We start from the raw sequence: 13,740 nt of genomic DNA, 5'->3' as shown, positions 1-13,740 counted from the left end.
TAAAGATGAGCACGCATACTTCAGACATTTTTCAGACACCGACGGAACTTAAACGAGAGCAGTTGAGCTTTTGTCCAACCACTGCCAAGGCTTTGCAGGAATGGGTTGCGGGGATTTCGATTCTACAACTGGGGAATTCATCCAAATCCCTGTTTAATGCCTTATTGGAAGTTTCTGAGCTGAAATGTACAGAAACCCTGCGCTTTGACCTGATTCAGGTCTTGCATCCTACCCTTGAAAATGTCCTGACCAGTCTGGAAAAGCATTTCGTCAATCAGGGCCTGATCACTTCCGACCGGAATGACCAGATTATTGAGCTGGCTATGCTGCTGCGCAGTCATTTTGCCAAAATTTATATCGATATCGTCAAACGCTGTAATCATCAGCTGACCCATCAGAAGTTTTCGCTATTTTCTCTAGGCAAAAAGAAGAGCATTCAAACTGCCCGGATGGTATCGATTTATTATGCACTACAGCAACTCACCCTTCTGTTATATCAACAGCATATGCTATATAGCACGCCAGGTCTGGGACAATGGCTAGCTGCCCATCAACTGCTTGAATGTGCCATAGACAACAATTTCTATCAAAGTAATATCAATCAGGTATTAGGCACCCAGCATGAAATCCAAAATATTGCACATGCCTATGCACAGCTGATTTTACTGGATATCTTCAATACTCATCAGATCCGGCCTGCAGAAATTCAGGGCCTGTATCTATGCAGTTTTGACTGGGCCAAACTGGTACAGATCCTGCCGAAGGAAACCACGCTGTCCCGTTATGTAGTCGATGCCAGCAAAGATCATCCGCCGATCTTTAATACCCATCAAGAGCCACAGTTTCAGCCAAGCTTCTATATTTCTACCCAGAACCTGATGGATCATTTAACGGGGACTCAAAGCAAAAATGCCCAGTATCTGTCTCGGAATGAAAAACTGTTCCTGACCCCTGCATTGCATTTTCATATCTACAATCTGCTCTCAAACAATGTCGAGCGTCGTCATGAACGTTATGAATATTCAGCCCAGATCAATATCTGCTTTGGCTTGAGTGTGGCGCATTTTTACCTATCTAAAGGTAAAAACTTCAACGAAACCCTGGAACTCGAGGCCAATTATAATTTCCAGAGCGAAAGCAGTTTTGTCAGCTCGATGGAAAATACGATTCCAAGTGCCTTTAGCAGTATCAAGGCGCTCGATCGAGAAACCAAACAGATCCATAGCGCTGAAGTTCTGGATATCAGTGTCAATGGTTACCGGATTAAATGGACTGGTATTACCCCGGCTAACCTGAAAACCGGTGAATTCATTCTGGTTCAGGAAAAAACCCAGAGTCAGTGGCGTGGCGGTGTGATTCGCTGGATCAAGCAGTCAACGGATAAGAGCCTAGAAATCGGGCTGGAAATTTTGGCACAAGAGCTCTTTCCTTGTGCAGCTTATACCCGTACCGAACGTCATCATGTCAACTATCAGCCTGCCCTGTTGGTGAAAATGACACAACTGGATCAGGTCTCGACCAGCCTGATTGTCTCTGGTTCACAGATGTTTAGGGAAAAACAAACCATTCATTTACGTCTCGGTCAGGAAGAAATCAAAATCTATCTGACCAAAGCACAACTGATTACGCAGAGTTTCATCCGTTTTGATTATGAATTACTCAATGATCAGGAAGAAGAGATGATCGAAAACTTTATCGATCAGCACATGAATGAAAGCAGAAATCATGATTTATGGGAAGCATTGAAGTGAGAAATCCATTATTGTCTAAAAAGTTAAAACGTACTGAAACACGTTTACTGATTATTGATGATAATCAAATTAGATATAACCAAATCCGTGATCTGCTGACCAGTAATGATTATCAGGTAGATGCCGTCCTGCTGGATGATCTGCAATCTTTTGAAAAACAATTAAATTTCAACTGGGATCTGATTATTTTTGGACGTGCCTACGACCTGAAATATGAACAGGCCTTAAGTTTGGTGCGCCTTTCGCAGCAGCCTAATCTGCCGATGATTTTGCTTAAACCGGATGATTATCAGGCTGAACAATATGCGCAATATATCCGTAAAGGGATCTATGACATTCTCAATTTTGACTACCTGGAACGCTTTTATGTGGGACTGGTTCGAGCATTGTCATTTAGCCGTTTGTCACAGTCTCAGCAACATTTAATGACTGAGCTGGAAACAGCACAAATTCAGGCACAATCTTTAGTAGACGACAGCAACCGTGCTGTTGCCACCATTCAGGAAGGGATTCACATTCAGGCCAATGCGGACTACCTGAAACTGTTTGGCTTGCAAAATGAAGATGAGATTATTGGTCTACCGCTTCTGGATCTGCTCCAGCCTTCAGATTTGAATGATTTTAAAACCCGTTTCAAAAAGATTTCTCAGGGTCAATTTGATTTAGGTCGAGTCGAGATTCAGTCTCTGAATCCGCATGTGTCCGCATCTAACCCATTAAAATTGGAATTCTTGCCTTCAACTGCTGAAGAAGATGCAGTGCAAATTAGCATTGATACCCAATCTAAAACAGTTTCTTCTGAGAAGACTCCTGGAAAACCAAGCGTTTTTCAGTCACTTAAACGTGAACTGAACAAGCAGTCTGCACCAGTGAATGCCTTGGTCACTTTCTCTTTTAGCGCTTATGATCCGGAAGTTCTACAGTCTGACTGGACCACTTTTAATGGGTACTTTGATGCAGTCAAAGAATTCCTCAAGGAACAGACCCATATTCCCCTGTTTAAACTGGAATATGATGTCGTTGTCGGTCTGTTCCAGGCAGACTCTAAAGCAATTCTTGAATCCAAACTGATCAGTTTAAATGCCTTAAGCAAACCGCAACTCATTACAGTGGGACCAAAGTCATTCCCTCTAAATTTGCGCTTGGGCTATGTCATGCTTGAACAGGGTTTGCAAGATGAAATGCAATGCAATACGCTGATTGGACAAGCATTCTCGACATCTTTACCTCAAGCAGAAGCTGTACCTGAATTTAAACTCGATATTCCTGCATCACTGAGCAGTCCGGCCATGGTAGAAATGCCAAGTATAGATTTCAGTGTTGCTGAAACACCAGTTGCCAGCTCAACAGTGGCAACGATCAGTCCAGCAGTCACGTCTATTCCTAGCGCTACACCTTCTATTTTGAAAGCCTTAAGTGAATGTCTGGAACGTGGCGAGATCCATTTAAAGTATCAGCAACTCTATGATAAAGAAGATACGCGTTTATATACCTATGAAGTGACCAGTGGCTTTATTTTTGAGAATAAATGGCAGGATATTTCTAGCCTTTTAGAACTTCACGAAGATGATGAACTGTCCATTAAACTGGATCGCTGGATTCTGGTTGAAGCCAGTAAACAGCTACACAACTTTATTACCCAGTATCCTGATGCAAGCTTAATTGTTAATTTGAACCGTGCCGTGCTATTTAAAGACCGCACCTTCCCGGAATTTATTTCCAAGCTGATTACGATTATTCGCAGTAAAGTGAAGCATCCGCTAATCTTGCAATTCTCAGAAGAAGATATTTTACTGAATCAGCAAGATGCACAAAAATATCTACGCGTATTGCATGAACATGGCGCGCTGATTGCACTTCGTGATTTTGGTCAATCAATGTACAGTCCAAATTTACTGCGCGAACTGGAACTGGATGGTGTCAGCTTACATTCGAGCTTAACTAATATGCTCAATAAAGATACCGAGATTGAGCAGTTACAGGAAAAAATCACCAGCTATAATGAAATCAAGCCACTCAATATCCTGATCCGTGAATTAAATGATATGACACTGTTCGCGAATGCCTGGAACGTGGATGCCCGCTTTATTCAAGGGAATTATTTCCAGAAAAAACTTGATCATTTGATTGATGTACAGGATCACTAAGATCTTGTACAAGCCTACAATTTAGGAAATCCAATGATAATTTTCTAAATTGTAGGCACAAAAAAACGGGCTTAAAGCCCGTTTTTTCATTTTGGGTATTAACGTTTAACAGAACGTGACATACCAGCAAAACGTTGTTTGAACTTGTCGATACGACCGCCAGTGTCAACGTTCTTTTGCTTACCAGTGTAGAATGGGTGGCAAGCTGAACATACGTCTAGATAAAGAGTTTCTTTACCAAGAGCTGAACGAGTTTCGATTACGTTACCACATGAACAAGTAGCAACTAAAGTTTCATATTTTGGGTGAATATCGGCGCGCATCGTCGATTACTCCATTAGATTCAAGAAGGTTTAGCTGTCATCGCTATTGATCACTCTCAAATGAGGAAGCAGGAACATCGTTCATGCAGATCAACACCACAACAGACCATTCTTTTGGCCCACCGAGACGGATACCGTCAGAGCTAAGCACAACAAGTGGGCGTCATTATACGTGAAACGAATTCAATATGCGAATTATTCTTCAGCTTCTGATCCAGCCTCTTTGGCCCACAGATTGGCAATAATCCCGCAGACCATCAACTGAATCTGATGGAAAATCATGATCGGCAGGACAATCATGCCCAGCGGCTGGCCAATAAATAAAATTTGCGCCATCGGTACTCCACTGGCCAGGGTTTTTTTAGAACCACAAAAGAATGCCGTTTTCTGGTCAGCGCGGCTGAAGCCCAGCCAGCGTGGAATATAAAGTGATAATAACATCACAATGGTGAGTAACACCGAGCAAGCCAGCAATAGCAGCAACAAGGTACTCAGGCTCACTTCATTCCACAGACCAGCCACTACGGCGCTACTAAAAGCGCCATACACCACCAGTAAAATCGAGCCTTGATCGAAGACCTTGACGATTTTTGGCATTTTCATCATTTGTGGATAGATCCATGGACGCAGAATCTGTCCTAAAATAAACGGCACCAAGAGCAGCAGTGTAATCTGGATAATCGATGAAGTCGGATCAAAACCATGATCAGATTGACCGAGAATAAAAAATGCCACCAATAATGGGGTAATAAACATACCGATCAAATTGGAAAAAGAGGCGCTACATACCGCCCCGGCGACATTGCCATGAGCCACCGAAGTAAATGCGATCGAGGACTGCACAGTGGATGGCAGGAAACACATAAACAGGAAACCCCAATATAGTTCCTGTCCGAGCATCGGTAATAAAATCGGCTTGGCCAAAAGTCCGAGAATTGGAAACAAAGCAAAAGTTAGCGCAAAAACCAAAGTATGCAATTTCCAGTGCATAATGCCTTGCAGCACAGCTTCACGAGACAGTTTGGCGCCGTGCAGGAAAAACAGGATGGCGATCGCTCCTGTCGTCACCCAGCCAAAGACTTCAGCCGCCTGCCCCGAAACTGGCAACACACTGGCTAGCAAAACCATCACAAACAACAGTATCGTAAACCGATCCAATGCCAAGAACTTAAGCATATCCCTATAATCCCTCAGATTTTATTGTTTGATATAAAAATGCCCGGCTATCTTAACAGATGCCGGGCCCATGCTATGCACTCAGATTGATGTAATATTTTCATCTATACATGAATGCATTTCATATATCTCGCTACATCACACTTAGTTATTACGTGCATTGTTGTCTTGCTGGATCAGCTCGATCTTGTAGCCATCTGGATCTTCTACAAATGCAATTACAGTCACGCCACCTTTCATCGGACCGGCTTCACGCACCACATTACCGCCACGCGCTTTAATCTCTTCACACGCCTTGTAAGCATCATCAACTGCAATCGCGATATGACCATAAGCATTGCCCAGTTCATAGCTGTCTGTATCCCAGTTATGCGTCAATTCCAGTACGGTGTGATTTTCTTCATCGCCATAACCGACAAAAGCCAAGGTAAAACGGCCCTCTTCGTAATCACGCTTACGAAGCAAAGTCATGCCAAGTACTTCAGTATAGAACTTGAGAGATTGTTCTAAATTGCCTACACGTAACATGGTATGCAGCATGCGCATATTAATCATCCTTCTGTACAGATTGTTGTTGGTGTTCACCGAGCAGTTTTGCGACCCAAACCACCAGAATCAGGATCGGAATCCCGATTAGAGTAGTCATCAGGAAGAAATTCGGATAACCGATATTGGTGACTATAGTACCCGAATATCCGCCTAAAATCTTAGGGGTCAAAGTCATGAGTGAGCTAAAAATCGCATATTGAACAGCGGTAAAAGACACACTGGTCAAGCTCGACAAGAATGCAATAAACGCAGCACCAGCCAGCCCAGCAGCCAGATTGTCGACAATAATAGCAAAATAAAGCCACTTGTCGCTATAAGGTTTAATTACCTTACCACTGACTTCGACTGTATCTGAACTGCTGCCATCTACGACCGCTAAAGGCTGAATATCGAGATCTAGATTCTGGGTACTGGCCAAGTGATCATTGACCTGATAAACATGTATGGTTTGCTGTAGTGCTTGACCATCTTGCATCAGGACGGCACTGATAATATGTGCAGGTGACTGAATCAGTTGTTGTGCAGGAATCGCGGCAGTAAATACGCCTTCGCTTTCCAGTTTTGCATCAATATTCTGATCGTTGATTTGCAACACAATCTTTTGATTCTCTTGCAGTGCTTTACCGACATACTGGCCGCGCACTACAATGGTCTTGTCCTGTTCAGCTACAGTGAGGGTATTGTCACTGGTGATCGGCAGGATCTGTAACTGGGTGCTGCCCTGTTCTGCAGTCAAATACGGCATAATGACCTGCACTGGTGCTTGATTCGTATTATCTGTATTAAGATAAGCGGCTGTCACTTGCAGCTGTTTACTCTGCGCCAGCACTGCACTTGGGATATCCAGCTTCCAGTAACCTACTTCATCGGTCTCTGCCTGATAAACCTGATTACCGGCTTTAACTTCAACAGCTGCCAGTTTTTCACCCGACTTGACCAGTCCGATAAAAATCAGGTTAGTGGAACAGGCCAGCACGGCACCGACAAACATCAGTTTCATGATGTTCATCTTTTGGGCCAAGAGCCCACCAAGGAATCCCCCCACTAAAGAGAAAATCACCCCATAGACTTTAACCGCCTCGGCAATCTGTTCTTTACTGAAATTCAGGTCCTGATAGAACACATTGGAAATGACGCCGGCAATAATATCGGAGACCCGATAAAAACCAATCAGCAATAACAGCACCAAAGCCAGCTTTAAACCATACCGTTTAAAGAAGTCGGCAACCGGATTGACCCAAGTTTCGTAGGCCATCTGCTTGTTAACCGCACCCATTTTTACCAAGCTTGCCCCGATGACAAATGCGACGGCACCCGAGCCAATAAAGCGCAAAGCTTCAAAACAGAACAAGGCAAAGGTATCTTGAATGGCGAATTGTTCGGTGATACTGGCCACCAGATTGCCTGAATAGATATAGCTCAAGACAAAACTGATTACCGCCACAAAAAACACCGCAACTAAACGGAAATAATCACTGCGCACATAGTGTTTGCGTACCCGGTTAACCTGCGGCTCCCGAATGGACAGTGTGGTGATAATACCGACCAGCATGACAGCAGCCATCGCCAGATAGGTCCATTTCCAGGCATCATAGATATAGTTGCCTTTCGCAGTTCCCAAATAGGCCGCAAGAAACAAGGCACCAGCACCGGCCACAATCATCCCGATCCGGTAACCTGCATTATAGGTGGAAGCCAATACGGTCTGCATCTGGGTTTCCGCCAGCTCAATCCGGTAGGCATCAATCACAATATCCTGCGTTGCTGCGGAGAAACCAAGCAGGACAGCACCGAGCGCCATTTGCTGTAAATGTGTGGCACCCAAAGCCGGATCAGAAAAGGCCATAATGGAAATGGCACAGACAATCAGAATCTGCGCAATCAGCAACCATGCACGACGACGTCCCAGAGCCTTGGTCAGAAAAGGGACAGGAAGTTCATCAATGAGCGGTGCCCAGACGAATTTAAACGAATAGCCCAATGCGGCCCAGCTAAAGAAAGTTACTGCACTTTTGCTGATTCCGGCCTCACCTAACCATAAAGACAGACTGGAAAAAATCAGAAGAATCGGCACACCAGCCGAAAATCCCAAGAACAGCATGATCAATGCACGTCGATCTAAAAATGCTGTAAATGCGGATTTCCAACCCGTCGTTTGTGTTGTCATTGCTTTATTATTTTCCGCAGAAAAACCAATTGCTGCTATTCAATCCTGTAATAGCGTATCTTTCAACAAGATTTATATATTTATCACATTTCCGGTTTTTTATTTTCTGGCAAAAGCGACATGTTGGCTTGAATTTTTCAAGTAAATCTGTATACCTTAACTCTCATCAACGTAATATTTCGTTTTGGATTTTCAACAGTGACCCAGAGACTCGATCAAATTAATTCTTCTATTGCCAGCAACACCAGCACAACTCCACAAAAAATCCGCTCAGATTTACTTATCTCTGCATTTGAACAAAGCGAAATTAAAAATACTCTGGACCATACCCGGTTAACATCCACCCAGCTGACGCACATTCCAAACTTAGAAAAAATTCCTGCGTCAACCAAACGGATCAAGCCCCTGAATAACTTTTTGGGCCAAGATCGCGCACGCGCCTCAGTTGAGGCCGGGATTGCCCTGCCTTATTCCGGCTATAACATTTTTGCTGTCGGTACCGCAGGTCTCGGAAAACGCACCATGGTGAAGCGTTTGCTGCAACAGCACGCCAAAACTATGGAAACCCCGAATGACTGGGTGTACGTGAATAACTTTCAGAACCAGCGTCAGCCAATTGCACTAGAACTGCCCCCGGGTCATGGTCCAAAATTCCAAGCCATGTTGAATCAAAGCTGGCAAACGATTCTGAAACAGCTTGAGCGCCGTTTTACTGCAGAGACCTATCACAACCGCATCGAAATGATTCGCCAGGAAACGGGAGATGAGCAACAGCAGGCGCTGATCGAACTGACCAAAGAAGGTGCAGAACTGGATCTGAAGCTGATCTCTCGACATGATGAGCACTGTTTTGTACCTGTACATCTGATTGATGACAAATTGCAGGAAATGTCTCAGGAAGATCTGAATGCCTTAAGCAACAAAGATCGTGCCGAACTGGCGTCCAACATGCGCTATATGGATAAGAAACTGGAACGTCTGGGTTTGCACCTGGGTGATCTGGAAGATGATGCACGCGATCGCGTACAGATCCTGAACCGCGATATCGCCAAGCAGGTAGTCTTGCCGCGAGTCGAACAGATTCTGGCAAAATTCAAACATGTGGAAGGTCTGGAATATTACCTGAAATACTATGCCGAAGACATTATCAACAATGTCGAAATTGTGCTGGAACAGGAAGAAGATGACTTCACTCCGGCACTGTTCAGTCGCGTTCCGGCACGTTATCAGGCGAATGTGATTATTACGCACAAGCCGAACAGTGGTGCACCGGTGATCTTTGAAGATTTTCCAACGCATTACAACCTTTTGGGTCATGTGGAACAACTGACCCAAAATGGCACGATTACCACGGACTTTACCCTGATTCGTCCAGGTACATTGCATAAGGCTAACGGTGGCTTCCTGATGCTGGAAGCAGAACAATTGCTGGAACAGCCATATGCATGGCAAGGCTTGAAGCGCGCACTTAAATCGGGACATTTAAAACTGTCCTCGCTTGAGCATATGATCACCCTAACCGGCAGTATTTCAATCGAACCTGCTTCGATTCCATTGAATATCAAGGTCATCTTGCTGGCTGAGCCTGAGATCTATTATGAAATTTTAGAGCTTGAACCAGAGCTGGGCAGCATCTTTAAAATCCGTGCTGATTTTACCGATACATTACAACGTAATGACGACAACGAGCAGGCCTATATGCAGCTGATTGCCGACTATGTGCAATCGGATAAATTATTACCTTTTGACCGTTCTGCTTTGGCGGCATTGCTCACAGATTCCAGCCGTCAGGCCGAAGATCAAAGTTCATTGTCATTACATGCCCTGACGCTGGGTGATCTGATCCGTGAAGCACATCATCATGCCTTCCAGGCTGGCGACAAGATGGTGTCAGAAAAACATATCAATACTGCCCTGGATCATCGCAAATATCGTCTCGGCTATTTACGTGAACTGTATTGGCAAGATCTGACTCGTGGTACTCAACTGATCGAAACCCGCGGCCATCGTCTGGGCCAAATCAATGCCCTGTCCGTCATTCATTATGCTGATGTTGAATTTGGTCTGCCTTCACGACTGACTGCTTCGGTGTATCAAGGTGGTGGTGATATTCTGGATATCGAACGCAGTGTGGAACTCGGTGGCTCTTTACATGCTAAAGGCGTGTTGCTGATGTCGTCTTTCCTGAAAGCACATTTTGGTCGTGAACAGACCTTGCATTTCTCTGCTGCACTGGCCTTTGAACAAAGTTATGGTCAGGTCGATGGTGACAGTGCCACAGTCGCGGAACTGTCTGCCTTACTGTCGGCCATCAGTCAGTTACCGATTGATCAATCCTGGGCCATTACCGGTTCCATGAACCAGCTGGGACAAGTACAACCGGTAGGTGGTGTGAATGCCAAAATTGAAGGTTTCTTTGATGCTTGCAAGTTACAAGGTCTGACCGGAAAACAAGGTGTGATTATTCCGCGTCAAAATATGCAGCATCTGATGCTGCGTAAAGATGTCACCATTGCTGTGGAAGAAGGTCAGTTCCATATTCACGCGATTGATACCATTGATCAGGCGCTGGAAATTCTGATGGCGCGTCCTGTCGGCACCTTGGATAAAAAAGGTCGTTATAGCAAAAATTCAATCTATGCCGCAGTGATGGCACAGCTGGATTATTGGCAAGCGATTGAAGATGGTGCCGAGCTGGTCGAAGTGCCGAAGAAAAAGAAAAAAAAGAAGAAGAAAAAAGACAAGAAGCAAATCGTCGAGCCACAAACTGAAGTTGAAGCTGATGCTTCGACAGTTGAAAAGCCGGATGCAGCGACAGAGGATTAACTCTAACCTTGACCTAAGCAAAAGTAGAGATAAAAAAAAGCGCTTCTCAATGAAGCGCTTTTTCACATCTGAACTTAATTTAATACAAAATTAAGCATCAGCTGCCGGGCTATACTGTTCAACTAAAGGCTTTAATTCACCTTTTTGGAACATGTCGAGCATGATATCACTACCACCGATCAACTCACCATTGATCCAAAGCTGTGGAAATGTCGGCCAGTTGGCGATTTGTGGTAACATCGCGCGAATGTCCTGGTTTTCCAGAATGTTTACATAAGCAAACGGACGACCAATTTGACTGAGTGCTTCTACTGCACGTGCAGAAAAACCACATTGTGGAAATTGCGGTGTGCCTTTCATGTAAAGAAGTACTGCGTGTTTTGCAATTTGGTCACGAATTAACGCTTCGGTATCGCGTGCTTGTTCAGTCATTGATAAATCCTCAACTCATCTGTCTCGCATTATACCCAAATCCAGGCAAAACAGTATGTCTAAAGCAATAATTCCAATTTTATTTACAATTACCCTTTAAATCTGAGTGGGTTTTTGCTTATATAAGTTTTTCTTTCCACCTAACAGTTAAGAGTTAGTCATGAATAATATTACCCTCGCACCGGTACAAACTGATCAACCGTCTCATTTGATGCCTGTTTTTGGCCGTCAACCGATCAGCTTTGTCCGAGGACGAGGTGCATATCTTTATACCGAAGATGGTACAGAGTATTTAGATGCATTAACCGGAATTGCGGTATGCGGTTTGGGCCATGCGCATCCAGTCATTGCCGAAGCGATTGCTGAACAGGCAGCGACCCTGATTCATACCAGCAACCTGTTTGAAGTGCCTTGGCAAACCGCTGCCGCACAGAAACTGGCTGAAGTTGCAGGTATGGAAGAAGTATTTTTCTCCAACAGTGGCGCAGAATCAAATGAAGGTGCAATCAAAATTGCACGTAAATTTGGTCATATGCAAGGCATTGCATCGCCTAAAATCATTGTTGCCGACCAGTCTTTCCATGGTCGTACCATGGCCACCTTATCTGCTACAGGCAATAAAAAAGTGCAGGAAGGCTTTGGCCCACTGGTTGAAGGTTTTGTCCGTGTACCTTTTGGTGATATCGAAGCGATTGAAGAAGCGGCAATCAATCACCCGGATATCGTAGCGATTTTGGTTGAGCCTATTCAGGGTGAAGGCGGTGTCAATACCGCACCTCAAGGTTTCAGCTATTTAGAAGAAATTCGCCAAATCTGCAACCAGCATAACTGGCTGATGATGCTGGACGAAGTGCAAACTGGTAATGGCCGTACCGGTAAATACTTTGCTTATCAGCACACCAATATTATTCCGGATGTACTGACCACAGCCAAAGGCTTAGGAAATGGCTTCCCGATTGGTGCAGTCATGACCCAAGGTCGTGGCGTCGGTGTATTAACTGCTGGAAATCACGGTTCTACCTATAGCGGTACAGCACTGGGTTCGCGTGTGGTCTATACCATTCTCGATATTATGCGAAAAGAAAATATCGTCGCGAATGCTGCTGAAAAAGGTGCTTATATCGTTGACCAGCTACGCAACAAACTGGCAGATCAAAATGTCATCGTACGTGGTTTTGGTCTGATGATCGGGATTGAATTACCAAAAGAATGCGGTGATCTGGTTGCGATTGCACGCGATGAATACAAGATGATTATCAATGTCACTGCAGGCAATGTCGTTCGTCTGTTGCCTACCCTGAATATTACCCAGGAGCAGGCAGACCAGTTGATCGAACGTCTGGTGAAAATGATCAAAGCTTATTTGGCATAAAGCCCTAGCCTAAAAATTAAAAAAGTCGCTCTAAAGCGGCTTTTTTATTATTCTGCATTCTATGATGCGTTTTGTAACATACGTCCGCCAGAGATCTGGCTAAAATATTGTTTCAAGGTATCAAGACAACGAAGAATTTTTGTCGGTTGTTGTTCACGTTTCGGAATAACCGCATACAGTGTAATCGGTGGCAGTCTCCATTCAGGCAGAACTTCAACTAAAGTACCGTTAAGCAAATCCTTTTTAGCATCAAGATATAAAACCTTGGCAATCCCATTGCCCTGCAAGCACATCGATTTTGCAACCAAACCGTTATTGGTACTGAAACGGGATTTCAGTTCAAACTCGGCTTTTTCTGCAGTATTCACATGTTGAAAATGATAATACTGATGGTTTTTAAGATGCGTTAAAGGTAAGACCTCATGATTTTTAAGATCATCAGGTCTCGAAATAATGGTGCTTTGATTAATATAACTCGGTGTCGCCACCAGAATTTGCTCAATCTGCATCAATGGCACAACCTGAAGATTATGCTCATCATTTTTCTGTTCAAATCTTAGGGCGATATCAACCCGCCCATCCAACAAATCAACCTCATGATTGTTTGTTTCTAAATGTACTGCCAAGCCACGATGTGCAGCCATCCAATGAGAAAGTGCAGGAATCACATGATTCGCGCATAATTCTGGCAAAGAAACGATACGCAGCTCACCCACAAGATCATCACGTAACTCATTGATCCGGACTTTACCGCGTTCAGCAGCAGATAACATTTCTTGACAGCTATGGAAAAAAGCTTGTCCCGCTTCGGTCAGACTTAATTTTCTCGTAGAACGGTTTAGAAGTACGACTTCCATATCGTGTTCTAATGAGCGAATTTGTTGACTGACGGCGCTGGTCGTAATCCCTAATTCACGGGCAGCACCGCTGAACGAGTTTTTTTCCACAACGCAAGCAAAGACACCCATTGCTCGAAGTTGATCTAACATAAATTTCC

The 13,740-nt window shown here is 44.2% G+C and carries 10 protein-coding genes; 4 read left to right on the top strand and 6 right to left on the bottom strand.

The genetic code is table 11. From position 1 onward, the window contains the following. The first annotated feature begins 5 nt into the window (after window positions 1–5). The gene (locus ACP7AK_RS00540; RefSeq protein WP_425878000.1) at window positions 6–1,751 is read left to right on the top strand and encodes a GTPase; all 1,746 of its coding nucleotides are present in this window, start codon (window positions 6–8) and stop codon (window positions 1,749–1,751) included. Continuing rightward, the gene (locus ACP7AK_RS00535; RefSeq protein ID WP_425877998.1) at window positions 1,733–3,898 is read left to right on the top strand and encodes an EAL domain-containing protein; all 2,166 of its coding nucleotides are present in this window, start codon (window positions 1,733–1,735) and stop codon (window positions 3,896–3,898) included. Before ACP7AK_RS00540 ends, ACP7AK_RS00535 begins: the two co-directional genes overlap by 19 nt. Window positions 3,899–3,996: 98 nt before the next feature. Here the strand turns inward: ACP7AK_RS00535 and rpmE are convergent, their stop codons facing one another. The 4 genes from rpmE to ACP7AK_RS00515 form a co-directional block, all read right to left on the bottom strand. Beyond that, a complete protein-coding gene (rpmE, locus tag ACP7AK_RS00530) occupies window positions 3,997–4,221 on the bottom strand; it encodes a 50S ribosomal protein L31 (protein ID WP_004279743.1) in 225 nt (74 codons plus the stop codon). A 195-nt stretch (window positions 4,222–4,416) separates the two neighbouring features. Further along, window positions 4,417–5,397: a bile acid:sodium symporter family protein gene (locus tag ACP7AK_RS00525; RefSeq protein ID WP_222112002.1), complete on the bottom strand. Its 981-nt coding sequence runs from the start codon at window positions 5,395–5,397 to the stop codon at window positions 4,417–4,419. A 144-nt stretch (window positions 5,398–5,541) separates the two neighbouring features. Continuing rightward, window positions 5,542–5,943: a lactoylglutathione lyase gene (gloA, locus tag ACP7AK_RS00520; protein WP_004279741.1), complete on the bottom strand. Its 402-nt coding sequence runs from the start codon at window positions 5,941–5,943 to the stop codon at window positions 5,542–5,544. 1 nt (window position 5,944) lies between these two features. Further along, entirely contained in the window at window positions 5,945–8,113 is a 2,169-nt protein-coding gene (locus ACP7AK_RS00515) for an AmpG family muropeptide MFS transporter (RefSeq protein WP_425877995.1), read from the bottom strand. A 198-nt stretch (window positions 8,114–8,311) separates the two neighbouring features. Between ACP7AK_RS00515 and ACP7AK_RS00510 the strand changes: the two genes are divergently transcribed. After that, window positions 8,312–10,939, top strand: a complete 2,628-nt coding sequence (locus ACP7AK_RS00510; RefSeq protein WP_180086684.1) for a Lon protease family protein — start codon at window positions 8,312–8,314, stop codon at window positions 10,937–10,939. Window positions 10,940–11,029: 90 nt separating this feature from the next. Here ACP7AK_RS00510 and grxD read toward each other — a convergent pair whose 3' ends face one another. Further along, window positions 11,030–11,371, bottom strand: a complete 342-nt coding sequence (gene grxD, locus ACP7AK_RS00505; protein ID WP_004279738.1) for a Grx4 family monothiol glutaredoxin — start codon at window positions 11,369–11,371, stop codon at window positions 11,030–11,032. 160 nt (window positions 11,372–11,531) lie between these two features. Here grxD and ACP7AK_RS00500 point away from each other — a divergent pair, with 160 nt between their 5' ends. Beyond that, on the top strand, window positions 11,532–12,743 hold the full coding sequence (locus tag ACP7AK_RS00500; RefSeq protein WP_425877992.1) for an aspartate aminotransferase family protein: 1,212 nt from the start codon (window positions 11,532–11,534) through the stop codon (window positions 12,741–12,743). 59 nt (window positions 12,744–12,802) lie between these two features. On the opposite strand, the gene ACP7AK_RS00495 is transcribed toward ACP7AK_RS00500, so the two are convergent. Then, the gene (locus ACP7AK_RS00495) at window positions 12,803–13,732 is read right to left on the bottom strand and encodes a LysR family transcriptional regulator (RefSeq protein WP_044112899.1); all 930 of its coding nucleotides are present in this window, start codon (window positions 13,730–13,732) and stop codon (window positions 12,803–12,805) included. Window positions 13,733–13,740 lie beyond the last annotated feature (8 nt).

The organism is Acinetobacter sp. TWP2-2-3, assembly GCF_049896445.1.
Taxonomy (GTDB): Bacteria; Pseudomonadota; Gammaproteobacteria; order Pseudomonadales; family Moraxellaceae; genus Acinetobacter.
The sequence above is the reverse complement of the archived record's forward strand: the minus strand, read 5'-3'. Positions and strand labels throughout refer to the sequence as shown.